Here is a 22,887-nt window from a genome sequence, read left to right as displayed (position 1 = left end):
ACAAGAGAACATCACGAAGCAGTAAAGACGCGGCAGAGTCATTGCCCCCTCTGGCCGGAACGCTTACCTTTATGTGGGAAGGTTCCCACATCGGGAGTTCCGCCCGGCGGAGGCGATGGCGCCGCCCAATCGAAAGGGAAAGACATGCGCAAGCGCATTCTGGGAATCGCCGCAGTGGTCGCGGCATCCGCTGTCGTGCTGACCGGTTGCGGCGGCGGAGGGGAAGAGGATCCCGCCGCCGACGTAGACTTCGGCGGCGAGGTCACCGGCACCCTCAACGCATGGGGCTTCGAGAACGCCGACGACGTCGGCCAGTCGCGGCTCGACTACGCGGCCGAGCAGCTCGGCGATCTCGAGATCGAACTCGACGCGACGGCCTTCGATGCGCAGAAGTTCACGACCCGCATCGCCAGCGGCGATGTGCCCGACGTCGTGCAGATGGACCGCCGCTACGCCACCACCTATGCCGCGCAGGGGCTCGTCATGCCGCTCGACCAGTGCTTCGAGGAGCAGGGCGTCTCGCCGCGCGATCACTGGTATCCGTTCGTGGTCGACGACGTCACCTACGACGACCAGATCTGGGCGGTGCCGCAGTTCTACCAGCCGCCGGCGATCCTGGTGAACAAGAAGGTGCTCGCCGAGGCCGGTGTGACCGCCGACCAGATCGACACCTCCAAGCCCGAGGTGCTGCTCGAGGCGATCGGCAAGATGTACCAGGAGTCCGGCGGCGTGCCCACGCGCCTGGGCTTCGATCCGGTCGCCACCGGTCAGAGCGGTCTGTGGATCCTCGGCATGGGCGGACAGCTCAACGACGAGGACGGCACGCCGACCCTGGACGATCCGAGCAACGTCGCCGGCATCGAGATGCTCAAGCAGATCAACGACGCCCAGGGCGGGTTCGCCAAGGTGAAGAGCTTCACCGACGCGTTCGACACCTTCGGCGAGAACAACCAGTTCGTCGCCGAGCAGGTCGGCGCCCAGGTGAACGCCCAGTGGTACCCCAACGTCCTCGCGCCGTACATGGATCAGATCGAGCTCGAGGCGGTGCCGTTCCGCGGCGCTGACGGCGAGCCCTTCTCGGTGGCATCCGGAACCGCCTTCGTCATCCCGGTGGGTGCGAAGAACCCCGCGGCTGCGTGCGCCTGGATGGTCAACCTCACCTCAGACGACGCCTGGATGGCTGCCGGTGAGGCCCGCGCCGCGACCCGCGAGGCCGACGGCGGCGTGAACACCGGCCTGTTCACCGGCTCTCCCGCCGCTGACAAGGCGATCCGCGACAAGTGGGTCGTCGAGAGCGGCAACGCCGGGTTCGATCAGGTCATCTCGACCTACTACGACGTGGTCGACTACGGTCAGTCGTTCGGCTCCTCGCCCGCCGGCCAGGAGATCCAGAACGAGCTGAACAACGCCATCACGGCAGCGCTGCTCGGTGACAAGACGCCCGAGGAAGCCCTGGCGGACGCACAGCAGGCGGCGATGCGAGCCTACGAGAACATCACCGCGGGCTGACCGCACCAGAGGGCGGGCCGGTGGGGGACCGGTTCGCCCTCTTCTTTTCTCACCCCCGTCACCTTCCTTTCTGCCCCTGTTCATCGCCGACCTTCGAAACGGATGCTGATCCGCGATGCCGATCCGCCAGATCCTTCTTCTCGGCCACACTCATCACGACGTCGGATACACGAACAGTCCCCGGCTGATCGATCGGATGCACGCCCGCACCGTCGATCGCGTGCTCGAACTCGCGGAGCAGCATCCGCCCGCCGGGCCGCACGCCTTCCGGTGGACCTTCGAGGTCGCCCGCCCGGTGCTCGAGTTCCTGCGCTCCGCGACCGCGGAGCAGAAGGCCCGGCTCGCCGATCTCGCACAGGGGGGAGGGCTCTCCGTCACCGGTGGGTACCTCAACATGACGCAGCTGCCGAGCGTCTTCGAATTCGATGCCGCGTACGAGATGCTCGACCGCATCCGCGAACTCGGCATCCCGATCCGCACCCAGCAGCACGGCGACGTGAACGGGCTCTCCTGGGGTGTGGTGGACCAGATGGCGGATGCCGGCATCAGCCGGCTGCTGATGGCGCTGAACCCCGATCACGGCAGGCCCCCCTTCCGTCAGCCCAGCGGGTTCCGGTGGGAGGGGCCGTCGGGGCGCGGCGTGTTCGTCTGGCTTTCCACGCACTACGGGTTCGGTGAGGAGTGGGGCATCGTCGACGGCGACACCGCCCTCGCCGAGGAGCGCATCGCCGCGTTCGTGCGCGAGCTCGACGGCCGCGACGACTACCCCTGGGGCACGGCCATCGTGCACGCCGGCAACGACAACCGCTGGCCGACCGCGCTCTTCCTCGACGTCGTGAGGGCATGGAACGCACGGCATCCGGAGCTGCCGATGCGCACCGCGACCGTCGACGAGGCGCTCGACGAGATCGAGGCCGAGGGCGCCGAGGTGCCGGTGGTGAGGGGAGAATGGGCCGACTGGTGGTCGCACGGGCACGGCTCGACTGCTCGTGAGGTCGCCGTGTACCGCGAGGCGCGCAGTTTCGCCCGCGCCGCGCAGACCTCGCTGTCGCTGTCGCTGCTCTCCGGCGACGGCGCGCAGACCGGTTTCGACGTGCTCGGCTACCGGAGGGGCCCGGTGCGCCACCGCTCGGCCGCCGAGATCGACGAGGTGCTCGGGCACATCGACGAGCAGCTGCTGCTGTACGGCGAGCACACCTGGGGCAGCTGGGAGACGTACTCCAAGCCGCACTCGACGTTCAGTCATTCCCATCACAACGCCACGTCCGGCTACGCCTACGACGCCTATGACCACGCCCGCGATCTCGCCATCGAGGGCTGGTTCCGGTACGTGCACACCACGGGCGGCGAGGCGGCGGACGACGAGGGCATCGTGGTCGTCAACCCGACCGAGGGCCGGCGCCGCGAGACGGTCGACGTCGAGGTCGCCGGCATTCGCCGGGCGCGTGCCGTCGTCGAGGTCGACGGATTCGGCGTCGTCGTGCTGCCCGTCCCGCCGCAGGGTGAGGAGACCATCGCCGACGGCCCGATCCGCGCCGGCCGCTACCGGATCGACGTCGACCCGGCGCGTGGCGGCGTCGTCTCCCTGATCGACACGACCGACGGCCGCGAACTGGTCGACGGCGATGCGGGCATCCCGCTCGGGGCCGTCGTCGACGAGCAGGTCGAGCCCGGCTCGCGGCATCCGATGGTCACGGTCTCGCCCAAGCTCTTCCACCCCGACCATCCCGGTCCTGCCTTCCGCCGGCGGATCGCCACGGGCGATGGACCGGTGCGGGTGCGCACCGCGGGCGGAGTGACCGAGATCCGATGGCAGAGCGCCGCCCCCGGCATCCCGCACATCGAGACCACCCTCGTCGTGACCGACGACACCGCCGACGTCTACCTCGACGTGCGGCTGAGCAAACCGGAGCGCTTCGAGCCGGAGAGCGTGTTCGTGTCATTCCCGTTCCGGGTCGGCGATCCGGACTTCCTCGTCGAGACCGCCGGGGCGGTGTTCGCGGCCGGGCGCCAGCAGCTGCCGGACACGAGCCGCGACTGGTACTCGATCCAGCACGCCGTCGGTGTGTCGGGCGACGGAGGGGGCGTCCTGTGGGGGTCGTTCGACGCGCCCCTCGTGCAGCTGGGCGGGTTCCACACCGGCGCATGGGCGCGTGAGCTCGAGGCCGGCGCCGGCCACGTGCACAGCTGGCTCGCGAACAACCTGCACTTCACGAACTTCCAGGCCAGGCAGGAGATCACCCGGCGATTCCGGTACCGGTTCCGGCCGGTCGCGGCCGTCTCGCCCGCGGAGGTGCGCCGGTTCGGGCGCGACCTGCTGGAGCCGCTGCAGGCCCGTCACGTCACGGCGATCCCGACGGTCGCGAGCGTGCCGCCGGTGACGGTCGCCCCGGCCGATGCCCTGCTGGCCGAGCTGCGCCCGACGGCGGAGGGCGTGCGGGTGCGGCTGCGGAACATCACCGACGATTCGGTCGAAGCGCAGGTGTCGGGCCCCGGGCTGCCCGCGCACAGCGTCATCGTGCCGGCCCAGCGCGTGGCCGACCTGCACCTGTCACCATCATGAGATCGCACGATGCGGCGGACGGCCCGTCCTCGCGCGGCGAGGCGGGGGCGTCGGCATGAGCATCCCGCGGCCGCCGACCGGGTCGCCGTGGCGCCTGCTGCTGTGGCAGGCCGCACGGCAGCCCGCGACGCTGATCGGCGGCGTGGTGTTCGGGGTGCTCTGGATGCTGTGCCAGGTGGTGTGGCCGTACCTGCTGGGCCGGGCGGTCGACGGCGGTCTCGACGCGGGGCTGCGCGGTGTCGCACCCTGGTGCGCCGGACTGCTCGTCGTCGCCCTCGCGCAGGCGCTGTTCGCCGTGCTGCGCCACCGCATGGCGGTGTCGAACTGGCTGCGGTCGTCGCTGGGCGTCTCGCGGCTGGTCGGCTATCACAGCGCCGAGACCGGAACGGCGATCGCCACCGAGACGTCCGCCGGCGAGGTCGCATCGACGGTCGCGAACGACGCGCTGCGGGTGGGCGAGATGTTCGATGTGACCGCACGTTTCTCGGGAGGAGTCGTCGCCTACGCGGCGGTCGGGGTGGTGACGATGCTCACGTCGCCCGCGCTCGGGTTGTTCGTGCTCGTCGGCATGCCGGTGCTCGTCGCGGTGCTGACGCTCTTCGTGCGCCCGCTCGCCCGGCGGCAGGCGGCATGGCGGGCCGAGCAGGGGGCGCTCACCGAGCTCGCCGCCGACACCGTCGTCGGACTGCGGGTGCTGCGCGGCGTCGGCGGCGAGGAGCAGTTCGTCCGGCGCTACGCCAAGCGCTCGTCGGCGCTGCGCGGCAGGGCGATCGAGGTCGCCCGGCTCGGCTCGTGGCTCGACGGGCTGCAGATCCTGCTGCCAGGGCTCTTCGTGGCCGTCGTCGTCTGGTTCGGCGCGCGGCTCGTGCTCGCCGGCGAGATCACCCCTGGCCAGCTGGTCACCTTCTACGGCTACTCGGTGTTCCTCATCGTTCCGCTGCGCACGACGGTCGAGGCGAGCCAGGCGTTCGCGCGAGGATTCGTCGCCACGTCCCGCGTGCTCGACGTGCTGCGCGTCCAGCGCGCGGTGAGCGACCCCGAGCATCCGGAAGCCGCCCCCGGCCAGGGCGCCGACCTCGTCGACGTCGCCTCCGGCGTCGTCGTGGAGCCCGGTCGGCTCACCGCCCTCGTCGGCGAGGATGCCGATGAGACCGCGCGCATCGCCACCCGTCTCGGCCGTTTCGACGATCGCGTGCAGTCCCCGGTGCTGTGGGGCGGCATCGATCTGCGGCGCATCCCGGTGCGCGAGCTGCGCAGGCGGATCGTGGTCAGCGACGCCACACCGCACATCTTCACCGGCCGGCTGCGCGACAGTCTGTACACGCCCGGCATCCGCGGACCGGAGCGCTCCGCCTCGCCGGCCGCGCGGCGCTCGCGCATCGACCACGCGCTCGGGGTGGCCGCCGCCGGCGACGCCGTCGACGCCCTGCCCGCCGGACTCGAGCAGCACGTGCCCGAGCGGGCCTCGGTGCTCTCCGGTGGGCAGCGGCAGCGGCTCAGCCTGGCACGTGCGCTGCTCACGGATGCCGAGGTGCTCGTGCTCATCGAGCCGACCAGCGCCCTCGACGCGAACACCGAGGCGATCATCGCCGCGCGCCTCGCCCGTGCCCGCGAGCGCCGCACGACCGTCGTGGTGTCGGCGAGCCCGCTGCTGCTGGATCACGCCGATGTGGTGCACGTGCTGCACGACGGCGAGGTGATCGGCTCGGGCACGCACGAGGAGCTGCTGCGCCGCACGGATGTCGTGGGTGCGCGCTACCGGCGCGTCGTCGCGCGCACCACCAGCACGGCGGAGCCCGGTGCCGGCGAGGATCTCGAGGCGGCCTGGACCGGATCGATCGAGACGCTGTGGACGCAGGCGACCGAGACCGGCGCGATCCGGGTGATCCAGCAGGAGGACGACGATGTCTGAGGCGGGGCTGCCGATCGCAGACGGCGCCGGCGTGCGCAGGGTCGGGGTCGAGCTCGTGCGCGCGCATCGCGGCGAACTGGCCCTCGTGGTGGGCCTGCACGCGATCGCGGCCATGTCGGGCCTGATCGCCCCCTGGGTGATCGGGCGCATGATCGAGGGGCTGTCGTCGGGCACGCTCGAGGTCAGCGGCGTCGACCTGCTGCTGATTCTGCTGGCCGCCGCCGTCGCCGTGCAGGCCACGGCCACCCGGTTCGCGCAGTTCGCCTCGCTGCGGCTGGGTGAGTCGGTGTTCGCGCGGCTGCGCGAGAACTTCCTCGCCACGGTGACCGCCCTGCCGCTGTCGATCGTCGAGCGCGCGGGCACCGGCGACCTGCTCTCGCGCACCACGAGCGACATCGACGCCGTGGCGCAGACCGTGCGCTTCGGCGTGCCGAGGCTCCTGGTGACCGGGATGACGATCCTGCTCACCCTCGGCGCCGCCTTCCTGATGAATCCGCTGGTCGCCGTCGGCGTGCTGGCCGCGGTGCCGCTGATCGTGCTGAGCAGCCGCTGGTATCTGCGGCGATCGGGCCCCGGGTACCGCCGCCAGCTCGCGTCGTACGGGCGGATGGTGGGCGTGGTCAACGAGACCGTCGAGGGTGCCCGCACGATCGATGCGCTGGCGCTGGCACCGGTGCAGCGGCTCAAAATCGACCGCGCGCTGGCCGAGCGCGATGCCGCGGAGCGCTACACGCTGGGCCTGCGCAGCGTCTGGTACCCGCTGACCACGCTCGGATTCCTGCTGCCGGTCATCGTCGTGCTGCTCTGGGGCGGTTTCCTGCTCGACGGCGGTCTTGCCACCGTGGGCGCGGTGACGACGATCGCGCTGTACGCCATGCAGCTGACCGGCCCGGTGGAAGAGCTCGTCAACTGGATGGACCGGCTGCAGGTGGGCACCACGGCCCTCGCGCGCATCGTCGGCGTCGATCTCGTCCCCTCAGACCGCCCCGGGGCGGACGGGCGCCCGCAGGGCGATCAGCTGGCCGCGCGCGGCATCCGCTTCGGCTATCGCGACGGCGTCGATGTGCTGCGCGGCGTCGATCTCGTCCCCGAGGTGGGTGAACGCATCGCGATCGTCGGGCCCTCCGGGTCGGGCAAGTCGACCCTCGCGCGACTGCTCACGGGCGTCAACGCCCCTCGAGAGGGAACGGTGGAGCTCGGCGGGGTCGATGTGATGAGCATCCCGCTCTCCGACCTGCGCAGGCACGTGGCGCTGGTGACACAGGAGCACCACGTGTTCGTCGGCACGCTCGCCGACAACCTGCGCCTGGCGGCGCCCGACGCGCGCGACGGCGAGCTCGAGGAGGCGCTCTCGGTGGTGGGTGCGCTGCGCTGGGTCCGGGCGATGCCGCACGGCGTGGAGACCGTCGTCGGATCCGGCGGAGTGGTTCTCACGCCCGCTCAGGCTCAGCAGCTGGCGCTGGCGCGACTGGTGCTGCTCGATCCGCACACCCTGGTGCTCGACGAGGCCACGTCGCTGCTCGATCCGCGCGCGGCGAGAGGGCTGGAGCAGTCGCTCGACCGCGTGCTCGCCGGCCGCACGGTGATCGCCATCGCGCACCGGCTGCACACCGCCCGCGATGCCGATCGCATCATCGTCATGCGCGACGGCGAGATCGTGGAGTCCGGCTCGCACGACGAGCTGGTCAGCCTCGACGGCGAGTATGCGGCGCTGTGGCGCTCGTGGCAGGCGGAGCCGGAGGGCGAGGACTGATCCCCCGATCAGGCGAGGACTGATCGCCGGATCCGGCGAGGGCTGACTTTTCGGCTCAGCCGAACGCGCCGAGGCTGTCCACGAGGGGGGTCTGTGCGTCGCCGGGGCGCCGGTCGTCGCCCGGCAGCCCTCCCGCCCGCACGATCTCGGCATAGTGCCGCGCGCTGTCCTTCACGATGCGCTCACCGGTGCGGAAGTCGACGTAGACCAGGCCGAAGCGGGGCCGGTAGCCGAGCGCCCATTCGAAGTTGTCGAGCAGGGACCAGTGCGTGTAGCCGACGAGCGGCACCCCCGACTCGAGCGCCTCGGCCATCGCCACCACGTGTGCGCGCAGGTAGCGCGTGCGGCGCACGTCGTGGACGCGCCCGTCGTGGGTGGGCGAATCGCCGTAGATCGCCCCGTTCTCGGTGACCATCAACGGCACGCCGGGGTGGTCGCGGTGCAGTCGCAGCAGCAGATCACGCAGGGCGTCCGGCACGATCTCGGTGCCCTCGTCGGTGCGCTCCACCTCTCCCGTGGAGCCGACGACCTGCCACGGGAACGGCCGGTCGGGGCCGGGCTCGGCGGCCGCCATCACGCGGTGCGTGTAGAAGTTCACGGCGAGGAAGTCGCTGCGGTCGCCGATGGCCTTCTCGTCGCCGTCCCGGATGATGTCGTCGAGCGATGCCCCGATCGCGCGCTCCCAGTGGGCGCGCATGTCATCGGGGTAGCCGGTGGACAGCAGCGGGTCGAGGAACCATCGGTTGACGTATCCGTCCGAGCCGTGCGCCGCCGCCGCATCCTCGGGGCTGTCGCTGGCCGGCACGCACGGAAGCAGGTTGAGAGCGGCGCCGATGCGTCCGTTCGTCGTGGAGCGCATCGCGTCGACGGCGGCTCCATGGCCGAGCAGCACATGGTGCCCCGCCGCCACGGCCGCGCGCAGGTCGCTGACGCCGGGCGCGTGCAGCCCCAGCTGGTAGCCGAGCAGCTGGATGATCCAGGGCTCGTTCTGGGTGATCCACCATCCGACCCGGTCGCCGAGCCGGTCCGATGCGGCGGCAGCGTACTCCGCGAACGCATCCACGCTCTCACGGCCGGCCCAGCCGCCGTGCGCCATCAGCGCCTCCGGCATGTCCCAGTGATTCAGCGTGACGATCGGCTCGATGTCCTTCTCGCGCAGCGTGTCGACGATGCGCTCGTAATGGTCGAGCCCGCGAGCGTTGGGCGTGCCGCGGCCGTCGGGCATGATGCGCGACCAGGCCAGCGAGAACCGGTACGCCCGCATCCCGAGATCAGAGAGGATGTCGACGTCCTCCCGCCAGCGGCGGTAGGAGTCGCAGGCGATGCGGGCGTCTCCGCCGCCCTCGATCGCGCCCGGCCGCTCGGCGAACGCGTCCCAGACGGAGCGCCCCCGTCCGTCGGCGTCGAGGGATCCCTCGATCTGGTAGGCGCTGGTCGCTGCTCCCCAGAGGAAGTCGGCGGGGAAGGGTGTCGTGGTCACGACACGAGTCTGCCGCAAATGTGGGATCGTTGCCACATTCGAACGCCGTTGTCGTGGGCGGGCGACCTTGTATGCGGGATCAAAAACGCATCGGAGAGTGGCGTCTCGGATGCGTTTCTGATCCGGCAAGCGCGCCCGCTGTGCCTGGTCGAGTATCGTCCGGCGACGGCGGCCCGAGCCGCAGGGCCCGGGCCGCCGATGCGGTGCGGATGCTCAGCCGAGCACGATCCGCTTCGAGTGGCCGTGACCGTCGAGCGCGAACTCCAGGGTGAGCGGCGATGCCGAGACGACGCGCACCCCGGCATCCGCCTCGACCACCGACGCGCCGACGGCGTCGGCCAGCGTGACGCGGGCGACCGACTGGGTGCGGCTCGGGTCGGAGACCGCGACGGTGGTGCGCCCGGCATCCGTCCGCACCGCGACCGAGCAGGGCCCGCTCGCCGTGACGCCGTGAGCCTCCGCCGCGGCGAAGAAGTTCGCCAGGACCAGGCCCTCGCCTGCCACCCGGATCATCTGCGCCCGGTCGTTGTTGGCGACCACCTCGACGGTGGGCGCGTCCGACTCGGTGAACGTCACCGAGTGCTTCACGTTCGGCAGGACCATGTACGCGTAGCCGCCACCCGCGGGGTCCGTGCCGTGGTGGTGCGTGACCGTGACGTAGTCGCGCGTCTTCGGCTCGTCCGTGCCGCCGGTGTCGGAGCCGGAGTTGATCGTCTTCCAGTCGCCGGTGCGGCGCACGACACGCACGTCGATTTCGCCGCTGACGTTCTCGCCCTTCAGGAACACGTACCCGCCGTGGCCCATGATGTGCACGTTGCGGCGGACCGTCACCGCCTCCCCGTCGGGGGCCATCCGGCGATTGCGGTTGTCGGTGCGCACGTTCGGCACGTCGCCGACCGCGAAGGAGCGGTTGTCGATGGTGGTGAAGACCTCGTGGCCGGATGCCGAGGCGATCGCCGCGCCGAGGCACACCACCTTGTCGTCGAGGAAGAACCACGACTTGCGCGCGCTCAGCGTCCTGTTGTGGTTGAGGTGATCCATGCCCTGGATGCCCCAGCGATCGTCGAGGGCGAGTCCGCCGCCGAACGCCTGGAACGCCCGGGGGATGCCGGTGCCGTCGGTGGCTCCGTTCGCGCGCGGCTCGGCGGTCACGGTCGTGCCGGGCAGGCGGTACGGGTCGACCGTCGGCCAGAAGTCGGCGCTGAACTGGCCCGGGTCGGTCGGGCTGTAGAAGAAGGTCAGGCCGTCGCCCTGGTACCAGCCGACGTTGTTCTCGCGGTTGCCCCACTCGTACCGGCCGATGCGCTTCGACGAGATGTTCACCACCGCGCTGAAGTCCGGGCGGTGGTGCACGAGGCGGTCCTGGTCGCCGAACGCCTTGGTGTACACCGGCGCGGGCGCGGGCTCGACCGCGTCGTCACCGAGGATCGACGTCACCAGCAGCGACTTCGCGACGGTCTGCGAGGGCAGCCCGTACTGCTTCTCGCTGCTGCGCTGCAGCCAGCCCTTGACGAGCGACAGATAGCGGCTGCGGTACGGCTCGCCGGCACCCTGAGCGAGGAGCAGGATGGCGGTCATCGCCCCGGCGCCGTCGACGTAGTCGGGTGCCGCCTGGCGCGACACGGCACGGCCGCGCACGGTGTCCATCATGCGGCCGTTCCAGATGAACGGAGCGTACGCGCCTTCGACGGCATCCAGGATCACCGACTTGTTCGGGTCGACGACGTCCCACTCGCTGCCACCCAGCAGCCCGAGGATCTCGGCGATGCCGCCGAGCGTGACCACGCCGTAGGTGCCGACGTAGGGCAGGTAACCGTGCTGCACGAAGGAGCCGTCGGTGTAGAATCCGTCACCGCTCGTGACGTAGCCGAAGACGCTGTTGCGTCCGCCCCGCACGGTGTCGCTGAGCGCGTCGCGGGCGAGCGCGATCTCGTCGGGGCGGTCGTCGAGGATGCCGCGCAGCGCGCACGACAGCGACTTGTCGGTGCGGTTCGCACCCGTCTCGGCGAAGCTCGTGCCACGCCCGCGCCAGTTCGGGTTCGGGGTGAAGTACCGAGCGGCCGCCAGCAGCGCGGTGCGCACTTCGGCGGGCACGACGTCGTGCAGCAGGACGAGGATGTCGGCCGCCTTGCGGGGCACGCCGATCTCCCAGAACCACCAGTTGCCGACGGCCGAGCGGCCGGCCCGGTAGATGTCGGTGCTGAGGTAGCGGAGCGCGTCGGCGAGGTCGGAGGCCAGTGCGCTGTCGCCGTGCTGTGTGCAGCCGGCCGTCGAGTAGGCCAGGGCGTTGTCGAAAATGCGGTTGAAGGTGACGCCCATGTTGCCGGAGAGCGTCGTGCCGCTCACCCCGGCGAGGGGGAGGTCCGGCCAGATGCCGGGGGATGCCGCGGGGCGCACCATCGCCTGCCAGCTGGCGGCCGCCTTCGCGCTCATGTCTTCGAGCACACCGGCGAGCTCGGGGACGGATGCGGCGCTGCCGTCGCCGGCGAGCATGATGCGGCGCCGTGCGATGAGGGCGCCGAGCGGGTCGTCGGCGGCGGCGCCGAAGACGGTCGTGCTGCGCGTGCCGGCGGCGGCGGATTCTGCGGTAAGCGTCACCAGGGTGCCGGCGCCCAGCAGGGCGAGGAACGAGCGGCGATTGACTTCGAGGGGGGACATCATCGGCCTCCTGAGGGGTTGAGGGGTGTGGAGGCCACGGTATACGCTTTCCATCCCGAATAGTAGAGGGGATGAACAAATAGACCGCGGGCACTCGCGGCGGGGCGGGCGGGCCGAGAGGCAGCGGGTCAGCGCCGAATCTCAGCCGTGGATGTCGTTCGCCTCGAGCTGCACCGGCTCGGTGCTGTCCGTGAGATTGCCCTGTGCGTAGCTCGAGAAGACGGTCTGGCCTTCGTACGTGACGGTCGTCCTGAAGTCGTAGCCCGTGCGGCCGAACGGCCCCGGGTACGCGATGGCCGTCGGCGTGAGCTTCCACGCGATCGGGAGCATGTTGTCGCCGGACCGGAGGGTGTTCGCCGGAATGAGGAACCGGGACGTGACCGGGAGTGAACGGATCGTGCGATCGCCCTCGAGCCACTCGACCCGGGGATGGGGGCCCAGATTCCACACTCCGACGCCGCTGGCGAACTCACCCAGATGGTTGGTGTGTCCCGAAGCGGAGGCCCCGGTGACGAACTCGACGGTCAGGTCGGACGCGTTGGGCTCGGACGCGACGACGAGAAGCGCCGAGTACGCCAGCGAGTTGCCCATCCGCTCGACCGGGACGAAGGTGTCGTCGTCGTACCGCAGCGTGGAGAACGGCGTCACCGGACCCCACGAGATGGTGAACGGCGAGGCGACCGAGGCGCTCGCCTGCGGCATCGTGACCGCGGAGGCGACCACCGGAACCGACCAGGCCGCTCCCTGTACGAAGGATCGCCGGGAGATTCCGGACGTGAGCTCGGTCGTGGCATCCCCCTGGTGCATGGCGTCAACGTAGCACAGGCCGCACAGGCCGCACAGGCGCCCGCGGGTCAGCGCAGCGGCGCCGGCGCCTCTGCCACCTCGAACTGCCGGGCGTGCGCGGCCCAGCCCGCCTCGGCGGGCAGCGAGCGCAGCGGCCGGTTGATCACGGCCAGCAGCACGGCGACCAGACACAGGGCGCCGCAGAACAGGATCGTCGGCGTGCGGCCGGCGAGCGACAGCCCGAATCCCGCGATCAGCGGCGCCAGCGGCATCGCCCCCATGCCCAGCACTCCCGCCGCGCTGTTCGCCCGCCCCAGCAGGTGCGTCGGCGTCGCCACCATGAAGTAGCCCATCATGCCCGCATTGAGTGCGGGCAGCAGGAAGACCGCCGCGCCGAAGACCAGCGCGATGGCCCACGGCTCGTGCACCGCCGACAGGGCGATCACTCCGGCGGCCGCGACGCAGAGTCCCGTGATGGTGAGCACACCAGCGCCGACCCGCGTCACGATGCGGGGTGCGAACATCGCGCCGACGAGCATGACGGCCCCGATCGCCGCCGCGATCAGCCCGATCGTGAACTCGGAGTGGCCGTTCTGCTGCAGCGCGTAGATGACGGTCGTGCTGCCGGCGTTGAAGCCAAGGTTGATCACCGTGACGATCGCGAGCACCCCGCCGAGATCCGGCCGCGCGAACAGCCAGGTGAAGCCCTCGCGCATCTCCCGAAGCGCGCTCGGCCTGCGTGCGGATGCGGGAGGCGCGGATGCCGGAGGTGCGGCCGTGGCCGACGTGTCCGTCGCGGCCGGCTCCGCAACGTCGCCACCGCGACCGGGAATCGGGCCCGCGCCGGCCTCGCGGGACATCCGGCCGCGCAGCATCCATGCCATGATCGCCGCCGCGGCGTACGCCACGGTCATCACCACACCGACCAGCCACGCTCCCGCGGCGAGCAGCAGGCCCCCCAGCGGACCGCCGGCGAGCTGCAGCGCCGCATCCCGACCCTGATTCGCCGCCTGAGCACGGCCCATCATCTCGTCGGGCACGATCTCTTTGATCGCGCTCTCGCTCGCCGGCTCGAACGCACCCGACCGCGCGGCCAGCAGCACCTCGACCAGCAGCAGCGTGGCGAACGTGAGCGCATCGGCCGAGGCGAGCACCGTGAACCCGAGAGACAGTGCCGTCGCGATGCTTGCACCCAGCAGCATCATCGCGATGCGGCTGTGGCGGTCGGCGAGCACCCCGCCGAACAGGGTCGTCACCAGCCGCACGGCCATGCCGACGCCGCCGATGATGCCGGCCTGGGCCGGGGAGTCGGTCACGAACAGGGCGACCAACGGGATGGCGAAGGCGAACAGACTGGTGCCGAGGCCTTTCGCCGTGTCACTGATCAGCCAGAGCACGTACCGCGCGTTGCTCCAGATCCCGGGCGTCGATGTGGTCATGGCGATCACGCTATATCCGCGAATTCAATTGCGCAACTATAGTCGCGCAACGTTTCCTGGGTAGTATTCAGGCATGGCAGACGAGCGAGCCAGGCCCGGCGGCACGAACGTGATGACCTCCGCGATGCTGAAGGCCATCGCGAACCCGCTGCGCCGCCGGCTCATCAACGCGCTCGTCCGCGAAGGGCACGCCAGGGCCGCTGACCTCGCATCCGCCCTCGACGTCGCCGCCAACACCCTCAGCTTCCACCTTCGCGTTCTCGCGGATGCCGGGCTGATCGAGGAGTCGCCGGAACATGCCCGTGACCGGCGCGACCGGGTGTGGAAGCCCGCCGAGATCCACTCCCTGGAGTTGGGCACGCCCGAGCATCCCATGGAGGACCCGGCCGCCGGCGTCGCGTTCATGGGACTCATCGCCGAGGAGCACAGTGAGCTGATGCGTCGCGTCGTGCGCTGGGCGCCGGACTACACTCAGGCGCGCGACCCCGTCATGCGCGGAACGTTCCAGCAGCGGCACGTGCGGCTGACGAGGGCGGAGTTCGCGCAGGTCATGGAGCGAGTCGCCCAGGCGTTCATCGACGTCGAGAAGACGCACGACGACGACGCTCCCGACTCGCACTACTGGCAGGTCGACCTGGTCGCCGCCGACGACACGATCTGACGTTGCGCGCGCTCGACGGCGTCGAAGGATGCCCTCGAAAGTTCAGAAATGCCGGTTATGCGCGTGCATAACCGGCATTTCTGACTTCTCGGCGTGCAGGCCGCGCAGGGGCGCGGAAGCGTGACCGCTCAGCGGGCTACGGGGTGGTGCGGCGGAACGCGAGGAACGAGATGCCGGCGAGCACGACGACGCCGACGAGCCCCCACAGTGCGAGACCGACGGCGCCGAGGTTCATGATCACGGTCGACACCTGCCCCCACAGTTCCAGGCGGGTGACCAGGAAGACCAGGCCGACCAGCACGAGCGCGATGGCGAGGCTCGCGACGGTGATCACCACCGCGCCCCAGCGCTTGTAGACGGTCGCGCCGGTGAACCCGACGATGAAGAAGAACAGCGCCAGCGTGAAGTAGACGACGAAGGCGCCGAGCGGCCCGGCTTCCCACAGCCACGGCAGGTAGAACATCCACCCGTTCACGCCGTAGCCGCCGGTCAGCACCTCGATGCCGGCGCCGATCAGGAACAGCACGCCCATGAAGGCGCTGCCGAGCATCGCCGACAGCATGGTGCCGACGAAGAACTCCCGGCGGGTGATGCTGATCGCCTGCGAGAACGGGAAGGTGAGCGTCATCGCCGACATGCCGACGGCGAAGAAGACCCAGAGCGGCGCCTGCCCGCCGCCGCCGTACTTCGGCTCGTCGACGGGGATCATGGCGTAGATCAGCGCCGACACCAGGGTGGCGCTGGCGAGCACGATGAGCGGCACCCAGATGAAGGTGGCGCGGTTGATCAGCTGGAGCCTGACCACGTTCAGTGTGCGTCGCATCAGCGGACCTCCTCGGCGGGCGTGGTGGCGGATTCGGCGGATGCCGCCTGCGCCGCGTTCTGCGTCAGGCGGACGATGAGCTGCTGCAGCGACACCGACGCGAGGTCGAGATCCGCAGCGGCGACGGAGGCCCTGTCGGCCTCGGAGAGGTGCCCGAGGACGGTGACGGATGCCACGCGGCCGAGCGCCTCGCGATGGATGATCTCGCGGCCCGCAGCCCAGGCTTCGACCTTGGCCGCGTCGCCGACGATCGTCGACGCACGGCCGCGGACGGCATCCGTGTCCTCATCGAGCAGGATCCGGCCCTGATCGATGACGATGACCTTCTCGATGAGGTTCGCGACCTCGTCGATCAGGTGGGACGACAGGATGATCGTGCGCGGATGCTCGGCGTAGTCCTCGAGCAGGCGGTCGTAGAAGATCTGCCGTGCCACGGCGTCGAGGCCCAGGTACGGCTCGTCGAAGAAGGTGATCTCGGCGCGGGATGCGAGGCCGATGATCACCCCGACCGCCGACAGCTGACCGCGGGAGAGCTTCTTGATCGTCGTCTTCAGCGGCAGCTGGAAGTCGTCGATCAGGCGCTCGGCGAGCTGCTGATCCCAGTTGTCGAAGAAGAGCCGGGCGGCTCGGAAGGCGTGCGTCGGCGTGGCGTCGTCGGGGTACTTCTGGCTCTCGCGCACGAAGCAGATGCGGCTGAGCACCTTCGCGTTCTCGTACGGCGCCTCGCCGAAGACGCGCGCCTCGCCCGAGGTGGCGAAGTTCTGCGCGGTGAGGATGGACATCAGCGTGGTCTTGCCCGCGCCGTTGCGGCCGAGCAGTCCGTAGATGGTGTCCTTCTCGATCGACAGCGAGACGTCGTCGAGGGCGAGCTTGTCTTTGTAGCGCTTGGTGAGGTTCCGAACCTCGATGACGGAGGTCATGCGGGGCTCCCTTCTGTGGATGCGGTGCGTTCCGCGAGCTGCGTGCGCTCGTGCAGCAGCGCGGTGAGGTCTTCGGCGCCGAGGCCCAGCGTGCGGGCTTCGGCGAGAAGCGGGTCGATGAATCGTTCGGCGAAGGCCGTGCGACGTTCGCCGAGCAGGACGTCGCGTGCGCCGGGGGCGACGAACATGCCGATGCCCCGGCGTTTGACGAGCACGTTCTTGTCGACGAGCATGGCGACGCCCTTCGCTGCGGTGGCCGGATTGATGCGGTGGAACGCGGCGAGTTCGTTGGTCGAAGGAGCCTGCGCATCCTCGGCGAGACTGCCGTCGAGGATGGATTCCTCGATCGCCTCGGCGATCTGGAGGAACAGGGGCCTGCCGTCGTCGATCACATCGCCTCCGGTTCGGTGGTTAGTTACTCAACTAGGTAACCACTGAACCGACTGCACGTCAAGCGCTGGTTCTCAACTCATCGAGAAGTCGTACCACTCCGGTACCGGGCGGTCGGGAAAGGCCTGTCGCCAGAGGTCGGACATGCTGAGCTCCCCCTCGCGGATGTCGGGCACCTCGAAGCGCTCCTCGAGAAGGCGGCCGGCGGCGTTGCGGTCACCGGCGTCGAGGGCGGCACGGATGGCGAGCATCCGCACGCGTCCGACGTCCTTCACCTCCTGGGGCAGTGACCCGATCAGACCGCGGGCGTCTTCGGCGCGGCCGGCGCGCAGCAGCTCGGCGCCCAGCTCGAGCGCCAGTGGCACGCAGTCCGGCTCGGTCGAGAGCGCATCGGTCAGGTGCGCGATCCCGGCATCCGTGTCGCCCTCGGCGATCCGCACCAGTCCGAGGCCGCGCAGTGCCCACGGCGAACGGCGCTGTCGCAGCGACGCCTCGTAGCGTGAGCCTGCCACGGCGAGATCGCCGCGGGCGTGGGCGATGACCGCACGGTGCAGATGCGTCAGCCAGGTGGCGGGCGCCTCGGCGAGCAGCCGCTCCCAGCGTTCGCCCGCGACGTACGACGGCGGCGCGGCGAGCTCCGCGTCCTCTCCCGTGCGGCGGTCGAGCAGCGCCGTCCAGTAGTCGCCTGCGCCGGGGGCATTCCGGTCGAAGCGCACGCCCGGCAGCGGGTCGAACGAGGCGTCGCAGCGCGCGGCGAGCTCGGCCTCGAGCGCTCCCCAGGGTGATCCGCTGTGCAGCATCCGCGTCGGCTCGGCATCCTTCAGGGCATCGAGGCGCGCGCCCGCCCGTGCGGCATCCGCGGCCTCCCGTACCGCGTCACCGACGGCGGCGACCGCCTCGGCCCACTCCGCGTCGCCCGCGACGTCGTCGATCTGCAGCGGAAGGAACGTCTCGCGCCACTCCCAGGTCGCCCGGCCGGGCATGCGGAGGTGCTCGTACTGCGTGGTCGCGAGCCCGGCCTGGATCTCGAAGTACGCGCCGTTCTTTCCGCCCAGCCAGTCGCACCAGTGCCGCCCGCCCGTCGTGTCGCCCCAGACGAACAGCTTGCGCCCGACGAGCGGAGGCGTCGAGACGTGCGCGAGGCCCGAGCCGTCGGACTCGAGAGCCGCGATCCACGGGCGCACTGGCTCGCCCTCCGCCTTCGCCGCCGCAGGCAGATCGTAGAACCAGTCGGCCGCGGCGGGTGCGGATGCCGGGCGGCTGACATCGGGATCGGCGACGTCGACATGCTGCAGCGCCCCGTCGTAGCCGGTGCGATAGGCGTGCGTCGCCGGCGCGTACACCCGCGAGTCCGGCGTCTGCGCGACGGCGATGTTCGTCCACCAGTACATGCCCGTCTCGTGCGGATGCGGGTTGCGCACCCGCACCCGCACGTGCAGCGCGGCGACCCGGTCGTCGAGGGCGGCATCGATCTGCACGATCAGCCCGCGCACGCGCTCGTACTCCCACATGCGCAGCACCGGTTCGCCGTCTGGTCCGGTCACCTCGGCGGCATAGAGTGGGTCGCAGGTGAGCGGCCAGTGCCCGCGCATGCCGATGTTCCATTCCACGCCGCCCGAGAACCAGGCGTTTCGCAGTGCGAGGTTGGCCGGCTGGAAGATCGCGTTGCGGTACACCAGATCGCGCCCGGTCGCCTTCTCGAGCAGCCGGACGAGCCGCCCGCCGAGATCGAGCGCGAACTCGGCGCGCAGGTGCTCGTTCTCGAGCACGGCGACGCGCATGGCGGCGTCGGTGCGCTCGCGTGAGTAGCCGTCCTGCAGCAGGTAGGGATGGATCGACGTGACCTGCCCGTACCGCAGGTTGGCCGCGATCTCGTCGGGCAGCCCGTCGGTGTCGGCCTCGTAGGGCGCCTGCGGCATCGCCGCGACGGCGGGGAGCGGATTCGACGCGCCGACCGGAGCGGTGGGCAGGGACTGCTGGGCGATCGTCAGTGAAGCGGCCATGATGATGCCCACAGTAGCGAGTGGCTCGCCCTGCGCGTGGGAGTGTCGAAGACCGAGTCAGCCCCGCAGGTCGCGGCGGGACAGAGCCAGGGCGGATGCAGCCGCGAGAACGATCGCGATGCCCCACACCAGCAGCAGGCCGCCCACGTCGACGCCGTCGCGCAGCGGCGGCTGGTGGTACACCCAGGCGTAGGGAGACAGGGCGTTCAGCCACTCGACATCATCGGACTGCTTCGCCACGGCCTGGAACACGTAGCCGAGCACGGCGACGGCGGCCGCCACACCGGTCGCCCATGCCCGACGCCCGGTCAGCGCACCGGCGAACAGTCCGGCCGCGGCGCTGAGGAAGGCGAGGCCGGTGAGAGCGAGGGCGGCGCCGACGATGTGCGGTGGATGGATGTCGAGCTGCGCCGGGTCGTTGAGCGCGAGCACAAGCGCTCCCGAGAACGCGCCCAGCCACAGCAGCCGGACCAGCACCGACAGTGCGGACTCGAGGGCGTACTGCATCCGACCGATGCCGTGCGCGAGGTCCAGCTCGAGCCGCCCCGACTCCTCGGCCCCGGCGATCGCCGCCGAGCCCCACAGCACCGCGGCGATGGTGAGCAGCAGAAAGCCCATCAGACCGTAGAAGGTGCTCTGCGCGTAGCCCGCCCCCGACGCGATCTGGTCGTACCCGAGGGTCTCGACGAGCTCGGTGGGCAGCGATTGAATGATGTCCTCGAGCTGTCCGCTGGCACCGAAGCTGGGGTACAGCGGCAGGTAGAGGAACAGCACGGCGGCGATGCCGAGGCTCCAGCCGATGAGGCTGCGCCATGACTCGCGGATGCTGCGCCGGAACACCGGCAGGATGCGGTTCATCGGGCATCTCCCTCGTCTTCGTGCGAACGCGTCGTCGTGGCCGGGCCGTACAGCCGCAGCACGCTCTCTTCGAGGTCCGGCTCTTCGATCGTGAGGTCCTGCACGGTGAACCGGGCGAGGGCCTTCACGAACGGATCGATCCCGCCCTCGACGGTCGCGCTCAGCCGCAGGGCGCCGTCGGATGCGGCGAACTCGAGTCCCTCCACGCCGGGGATGCTCTCGAAGACGGCGCGCGCCTGCGCGGCATCCGTCTGCGCGATCCCCGCGCGCACTCGGCGCACCGATCCGAGGCGAAGCGACGCCACGTCGCCGTCGGCGACGATGCGCCCCTGGGCCAGCACCGCCACCTCGTCGGCGGTCTGCTGGATCTCGCTGAGCACGTGCGAGCTGAGCAGCACGGTCTGCCCGGCATCGCGCGCCTCGCGCACCATCGCCAGGAACTCGCGCTGCACGAGCGGGTCGAGGCCGCTGGTCGGCTCGTCGAGGATGAGCAGTTCGGGGCGATGCATGAACGCCTGGATCAGGCCCACCTTCTGCTTGTTGCCCTTCGAGAGGCTGCGAACGGGGCGCGAGAGGTCGACGCCGAGGCGCTCGGCGAGCTCAGCGGCGTATCCGCGGGCGACCGGGCCCGAGACCCCGGCGTAGAACGACAGCATGCGGTGCCCCGTGATGCGGCCCTCGACGCGCAGCTCTCCCGGGACGTACCCGATGCGCCGGCGCAGCCGCGCGCCGCCGTGCCGCGGGTCTTCGCCGAGCACCCGGACGGTGCCCGCCGTCGGGCGGATGATGTCGACGAGCGTGCGCAGCGTGGTGGTCTTGCCGGCGCCGTTGGGGCCGATCAGCCCGTAGACCGTGCCCGGCTTCACGTGCATGTCGAGACCGTGCACCGCCGTGCGGCGCCCGTATCTCTTCTGCAGACCGGTGATGTCGATGACGGAACTCATGCCGCCCCTCCTTCGGTGGTTTCGTCCTGCGGGGAACTGATCGCCTGCCGCGCGCCGTCGAGGAACACGGAGGTGGCGTAGATGCCTTGGGTGAGCAGCTCCAGCGTCGGCAGAGTGCTGCGCAGCAACCCGGCGGTGCTGAGCTGGTCTTGGCCGAGCGATCGGCTCACCTGGGTGCGCATCATCACGGGCGCGAGCCCGAGCATCACCATGAGCATCACCGTCATCTCGGGGTCGCTCATGTCGACGAGCAGGCCGGCCTCGCGCTGTTCTTCGAGCACGTCGCGGGTGACCTGCACGATCGAGTCGAACAGCCGGTCGGCGGCCGGCGAGCTCTCGGCCAGCATGCGCCCGAGGTAGTCGAGGTAGGGTCCGTATCGCTCGACGTCGTTCAGGGCGGCGCGGATGCGGTCGGGCGTCGGCGCCTCGATCAGATCGTGCTTGTCGTCGATGAACACGGCGACGACATACTCGTCGCACGCGGCGCGCAGCGCGTTCTTGTCGCCGAAGTGGTGCACGATCAGGGCGGCACTGACTCCCGCATCCTTCGCGATCGTGCGCATGCTGGTCGCGTCGAATCCGGCATTCGCGAAGGCGCGGATCGCGGCGTCGCGAATGCGGGCTCGGGCCGTGAGGTCATCGGAAGCTGAACGCATGTACAGCAGACTAAACGCGTGTTCAGTGTGCTGTCAAGACCGGCGCAGGAGCGCCCGGGTATCGTGAGCGGGTGGCCGATTTCGACTTCAGCCGGCTGCGGCGGTTTCCCGACGTCGAGGCGCCGAACCTGCAGGCCTGGGATGCCACCGACGAACTCCTCGTCGGGTACGCACTGGCCGCCGGCATCGCCGGCGACCGGATCGCGGTCATCGGCGACGAGTACGGCGCGCTCACGCTGGCGCTCGCGGACGCCGGCCTGCGCGGCATCCGCGTGCACCAGGACCTGGTGACCGGCCGGAGGGCGCTGGCGAACAACGCCGCCGCCCTCGACCTCGACGGGTTCACCTCGCACGAGCTCGAGCCCGACCTGCTCGACGGAGCGACGCTGGTGCTGCTGCAGCTGCCCAAGGCGCTCGCCGAACTCGAGGAGGTCGCCGACGCGGTGGCCCGCTGGGCGGCGCCCGATGTCGTGCTGGTCTGCGGCGGCCGCGTCAAGCACATGACCCTGGCCCAGAACGACGTGCTCGCCACGTGCTTCGGCGCCGTCCAGCCCCAGCGCGCCGAACGCAAGTCCCGCCTGGTGATCGCCTCGGCGCCACTGCCCGTCCCGCCCGAGCTGCCCTTCCCGGTCAGCATCCGCCACACGCTGCCCGGTGAGAAACCACATTTCGCATCGGAAACCACGGCAGAAGTGGTTTCCGGTGCCGAGAGTGGTTTCTCGGGGGCGGATGCCGCGGGGCTCACGCTGTGCGCGCACGGCGGCGCGTTCGCCGGGGCGCGCATCGACATCGGCACCCGCGTGCTGCTTGAGGCGATGGCGGAGCTCGACGCACCGCCGGAGCCCACCGTCGTCGACCTGGGATGCGGCACCGGCGCGCTCGCCGCGGCGTTCGCGCTCCGGCATCCGGATGCCGATGTGATCGCGACCGACCGCTCCGCTGCGGCGGTGCGCTCCGCCCTGGCCACGATGGCCGCGAACGGGCTCGGCGAGCGGGTGCGCGTGACCCTCGACGACGCCGGCTCGCAGCTTCCGGATGCGGGGGCGGATCTGGTCCTGCTCAACCCGCCGTTCCACCTCGGCGCGAGCGTGCACGAGGGAGCCGGCCGGCGCCTCATTCAGGCCGCGGCGCGACTGCTGCGCCCGGGCGGCGAGGTGTGGACGGTGTTCAACTCCCACCTCGACCACCGACGCGCTCTCACTCGCGACGTCGGCCCCACCGAGCAGGTGCATCGCACACCGAAATTCACCGTGACACGCAGCATCCGCCGCGAAACCGCCGTGTACAGAACACCAGGTGAGAGTACGATTCGATAACGAGGATTTGCCACCGGATCAGCCATTCGTTAGCGTGGCTAGGTGGCCGAGAGGCCTCAAGACCAGTCCGCGGCCGCGTCCTTCTTTCGACCCGAGCTGTACCCGAAGAGACGTGGACGTACGGTCGATGTTCTTTGCGGGGATCCGAAATCCCCGTCCGTGCCGTCAGTACAGCGTGTGTCGAAACGGCCTTGTGACCATCACCCGGGCGTAACC

Annotated in this window: 17 protein-coding genes; 6 read left to right on the top strand and 11 right to left on the bottom strand. The window is 70.5% G+C overall.

Going from position 1 to position 22,887, the window contains the following annotated elements; translation table 11 throughout:
- Positions 1-144: 144 nt before the first annotated feature.
- The 4 genes from ACFWH5_RS05105 to ACFWH5_RS05090 all read left to right on the top strand — a co-directional run bounded on the left by ACFWH5_RS05105 (position 145) and on the right by ACFWH5_RS05090 (position 7,737).
- The gene (locus tag ACFWH5_RS05105; protein ID WP_378832488.1) at positions 145-1,509 is read left to right on the top strand and encodes an extracellular solute-binding protein; all 1,365 of its coding nucleotides are present in this window, start codon (positions 145-147) and stop codon (positions 1,507-1,509) included.
- A 115-nt stretch (positions 1,510-1,624) separates the two neighbouring features.
- Entirely contained in the window at positions 1,625-4,072 is a 2,448-nt protein-coding gene (locus tag ACFWH5_RS05100) for a hypothetical protein (RefSeq protein ID WP_378832486.1), read from the top strand.
- A 55-nt stretch (positions 4,073-4,127) separates the two neighbouring features.
- Entirely contained in the window at positions 4,128-5,984 is a 1,857-nt protein-coding gene (locus ACFWH5_RS05095; RefSeq protein ID WP_378832483.1) for an ABC transporter ATP-binding protein, read from the top strand.
- The gene (locus ACFWH5_RS05090; RefSeq protein WP_378832481.1) at positions 5,977-7,737 is read left to right on the top strand and encodes an ABC transporter ATP-binding protein; all 1,761 of its coding nucleotides are present in this window, start codon (positions 5,977-5,979) and stop codon (positions 7,735-7,737) included. The genes ACFWH5_RS05095 and ACFWH5_RS05090 overlap by 8 nt, the downstream gene beginning before the upstream one ends.
- Positions 7,738-7,792: 55 nt before the next feature.
- Here the strand turns inward: ACFWH5_RS05090 and ACFWH5_RS05085 are convergent, their stop codons facing one another.
- From ACFWH5_RS05085 to ACFWH5_RS05070, 4 genes are all read right to left on the bottom strand, one after another.
- Positions 7,793-9,217 carry a GH1 family beta-glucosidase gene (locus ACFWH5_RS05085; RefSeq protein WP_378832479.1) on the bottom strand — a complete coding sequence of 475 codons (1,425 nt, stop codon included), beginning with the start codon at positions 9,215-9,217 and terminating at the stop codon, positions 7,793-7,795.
- Between the two features lie 213 nt (positions 9,218-9,430).
- Positions 9,431-11,875 carry a polysaccharide lyase 8 family protein gene (locus ACFWH5_RS05080; RefSeq protein WP_378832476.1) on the bottom strand — a complete coding sequence of 815 codons (2,445 nt, stop codon included), beginning with the start codon at positions 11,873-11,875 and terminating at the stop codon, positions 9,431-9,433.
- Positions 11,876-12,016: 141 nt separating this feature from the next.
- Positions 12,017-12,682, bottom strand: a complete 666-nt coding sequence (locus ACFWH5_RS05075; protein WP_378832474.1) for a hypothetical protein — start codon at positions 12,680-12,682, stop codon at positions 12,017-12,019.
- 47 nt (positions 12,683-12,729) lie between these two features.
- On the bottom strand, positions 12,730-14,100 hold the full coding sequence (locus tag ACFWH5_RS05070) for an MFS transporter (RefSeq protein WP_378832471.1): 1,371 nt from the start codon (positions 14,098-14,100) through the stop codon (positions 12,730-12,732).
- A gap of 73 nt (positions 14,101-14,173) precedes the next feature.
- Here ACFWH5_RS05070 and ACFWH5_RS05065 point away from each other — a divergent pair, with 73 nt between their 5' ends.
- Positions 14,174-14,761 (top strand): ArsR/SmtB family transcription factor, encoded by a 588-nt coding sequence (locus ACFWH5_RS05065; RefSeq protein WP_378832470.1) that lies wholly within the window; start codon positions 14,174-14,176, stop codon positions 14,759-14,761.
- 136 nt (positions 14,762-14,897) lie between these two features.
- Here ACFWH5_RS05065 and ACFWH5_RS05060 read toward each other — a convergent pair whose 3' ends face one another.
- From ACFWH5_RS05060 to ACFWH5_RS05030, 7 genes are all read right to left on the bottom strand, one after another.
- Positions 14,898-15,584 (bottom strand): hypothetical protein, encoded by a 687-nt coding sequence (locus ACFWH5_RS05060; protein WP_378832467.1) that lies wholly within the window; start codon positions 15,582-15,584, stop codon positions 14,898-14,900.
- On the bottom strand, positions 15,584-16,504 hold the full coding sequence (locus ACFWH5_RS05055) for an ABC transporter ATP-binding protein (RefSeq protein WP_378832466.1): 921 nt from the start codon (positions 16,502-16,504) through the stop codon (positions 15,584-15,586). Before ACFWH5_RS05055 ends, ACFWH5_RS05060 begins: the two co-directional genes overlap by 1 nt.
- Positions 16,501-16,896 carry a GntR family transcriptional regulator gene (locus ACFWH5_RS05050; protein WP_378832463.1) on the bottom strand — a complete coding sequence of 132 codons (396 nt, stop codon included), beginning with the start codon at positions 16,894-16,896 and terminating at the stop codon, positions 16,501-16,503. The genes ACFWH5_RS05055 and ACFWH5_RS05050 overlap by 4 nt, the downstream gene beginning before the upstream one ends.
- Positions 16,897-16,968: 72 nt before the next feature.
- Positions 16,969-18,897, bottom strand: coding sequence for a DUF5107 domain-containing protein (locus ACFWH5_RS05045; RefSeq protein ID WP_378832462.1), 1,929 nt, complete (start codon positions 18,895-18,897; stop codon positions 16,969-16,971).
- Positions 18,898-18,954: 57 nt separating this feature from the next.
- Positions 18,955-19,755: an ABC transporter permease subunit gene (locus ACFWH5_RS05040; protein WP_378832460.1), complete on the bottom strand. Its 801-nt coding sequence runs from the start codon at positions 19,753-19,755 to the stop codon at positions 18,955-18,957.
- Positions 19,752-20,699 (bottom strand): ABC transporter ATP-binding protein, encoded by a 948-nt coding sequence (locus ACFWH5_RS05035; RefSeq protein ID WP_378832458.1) that lies wholly within the window; start codon positions 20,697-20,699, stop codon positions 19,752-19,754. Before ACFWH5_RS05035 ends, ACFWH5_RS05040 begins: the two co-directional genes overlap by 4 nt.
- Positions 20,696-21,355 (bottom strand): TetR/AcrR family transcriptional regulator, encoded by a 660-nt coding sequence (locus tag ACFWH5_RS05030; RefSeq protein WP_378832456.1) that lies wholly within the window; start codon positions 21,353-21,355, stop codon positions 20,696-20,698. The genes ACFWH5_RS05035 and ACFWH5_RS05030 overlap by 4 nt, the downstream gene beginning before the upstream one ends.
- A gap of 71 nt (positions 21,356-21,426) precedes the next feature.
- Here ACFWH5_RS05030 and ACFWH5_RS05025 point away from each other — a divergent pair, with 71 nt between their 5' ends.
- Entirely contained in the window at positions 21,427-22,671 is a 1,245-nt protein-coding gene (locus ACFWH5_RS05025) for a class I SAM-dependent methyltransferase (RefSeq protein ID WP_378832454.1), read from the top strand.
- The last annotated feature ends 216 nt before the right edge of the window (positions 22,672-22,887 follow it).

The sequence above is a fragment of the Microbacterium sp. NPDC058345 genome, from assembly GCF_042723855.1.
GTDB lineage: Bacteria > Actinomycetota > Actinomycetes > Actinomycetales > Microbacteriaceae > Microbacterium.
This window is presented reverse-complemented; position numbering and strand designations above follow the sequence as displayed.

Coding starts and splice junctions, on each gene's coding strand:
- ACFWH5_RS05035 (WP_378832458.1), bottom strand. CDS start 20,699: ATGAGTTCCGTCATCGACATCACCGGTCTGCAGAAGAGATACGGGCGC.
- ACFWH5_RS05055 (WP_378832466.1), bottom strand. CDS start 16,504: ATGACCTCCGTCATCGAGGTTCGGAACCTCACCAAGCGCTACAAAGAC.
- ACFWH5_RS05045 (WP_378832462.1), bottom strand. CDS start 18,897: ATGGCCGCTTCACTGACGATCGCCCAGCAGTCCCTGCCCACCGCTCCG.
- ACFWH5_RS05095 (WP_378832483.1), top strand. CDS start 4,128: ATGAGCATCCCGCGGCCGCCGACCGGGTCGCCGTGGCGCCTGCTGCTG.
- ACFWH5_RS05075 (WP_378832474.1), bottom strand. CDS start 12,682: ATGCACCAGGGGGATGCCACGACCGAGCTCACGTCCGGAATCTCCCGG.
- ACFWH5_RS05100 (WP_378832486.1), top strand. CDS start 1,625: ATGCCGATCCGCCAGATCCTTCTTCTCGGCCACACTCATCACGACGTC.
- ACFWH5_RS05030 (WP_378832456.1), bottom strand. CDS start 21,355: ATGCGTTCAGCTTCCGATGACCTCACGGCCCGAGCCCGCATTCGCGAC.
- ACFWH5_RS05065 (WP_378832470.1), top strand. CDS start 14,174: ATGGCAGACGAGCGAGCCAGGCCCGGCGGCACGAACGTGATGACCTCC.
- ACFWH5_RS05040 (WP_378832460.1), bottom strand. CDS start 19,755: ATGAACCGCATCCTGCCGGTGTTCCGGCGCAGCATCCGCGAGTCATGG.
- ACFWH5_RS05105 (WP_378832488.1), top strand. CDS start 145: ATGCGCAAGCGCATTCTGGGAATCGCCGCAGTGGTCGCGGCATCCGCT.
- ACFWH5_RS05070 (WP_378832471.1), bottom strand. CDS start 14,100: ATGACCACATCGACGCCCGGGATCTGGAGCAACGCGCGGTACGTGCTC.
- ACFWH5_RS05060 (WP_378832467.1), bottom strand. CDS start 15,584: ATGCGACGCACACTGAACGTGGTCAGGCTCCAGCTGATCAACCGCGCC.
- ACFWH5_RS05090 (WP_378832481.1), top strand. CDS start 5,977: ATGTCTGAGGCGGGGCTGCCGATCGCAGACGGCGCCGGCGTGCGCAGG.
- ACFWH5_RS05080 (WP_378832476.1), bottom strand. CDS start 11,875: ATGTCCCCCCTCGAAGTCAATCGCCGCTCGTTCCTCGCCCTGCTGGGC.